This window comes from Mangrovihabitans endophyticus (assembly GCF_014646155.1).
Taxonomy (GTDB): Bacteria; Actinomycetota; Actinomycetes; order Mycobacteriales; family Micromonosporaceae; genus Actinoplanes; species Actinoplanes endophyticus.
The window spans coordinates 1-575 of sequence record NZ_BMMX01000172.1 but is presented as its reverse complement, the minus strand read 5'-3'; the positions used below and the strand labels follow the sequence as shown (position 1 = coordinate 575).

General features: G+C 49.9%; 1 protein-coding gene. It reads right to left on the bottom strand.

All coding sequences use genetic code 11. From position 1 onward, the window contains the following. Positions 1–309 (bottom strand): hypothetical protein (locus tag IEY73_RS32975; RefSeq protein WP_189083255.1); only part of this gene is annotated, 309 nt, incomplete at its 3' end. Positions 310–575 lie beyond the last annotated feature (266 nt).

Here is a 575-nt window from a genome sequence, read left to right as displayed (position 1 = left end):
CCTCTCTAATAATGCCCTGCGGACTTTCGCCGCCCCGAACGACTCGATACGGAAAGCGAGGGCGGCTATCGTTTCGAGGTTGTAAACCTCCACGCTGTATATGTCCGATATGCGGATAATGCGCTTTATGTCATATACGCTCAAAACTCCGCTTTTGCAGAGTGCCTTTATCCCTGCCCGAACCGTCGGGGCGATAACCCCGAACAGTTCGCAGATTTCCCGCTCGGTCATGGCGGTTGCACCTATATCGCTCGGCAGGGAGATATTGCCCTGCCCGTCCATCGTGATAATGTTTCTTTCTTCTTTCATCGGTATTCTGTTTTTAATTAGATGGCTCGGCAGATATTCTTCTCCATGTCCTCCAACTTGTGCGACAAGGTTTCCATGTCTTGGCTTATCTTCTGGGCGGTGATTTGTAGGCTCGGCAAGCAACGCCTTTCCGCTTTACAGCGGTAGGTTTTCGCTTACCTGCCCCCGAACCGTACTTACACGTTTCCATGTATACGGCTCTCCATCTGTAACATCATTTTACTTATCACAGCTCTGGATTTTTGCATTACACTCCGCACATACGA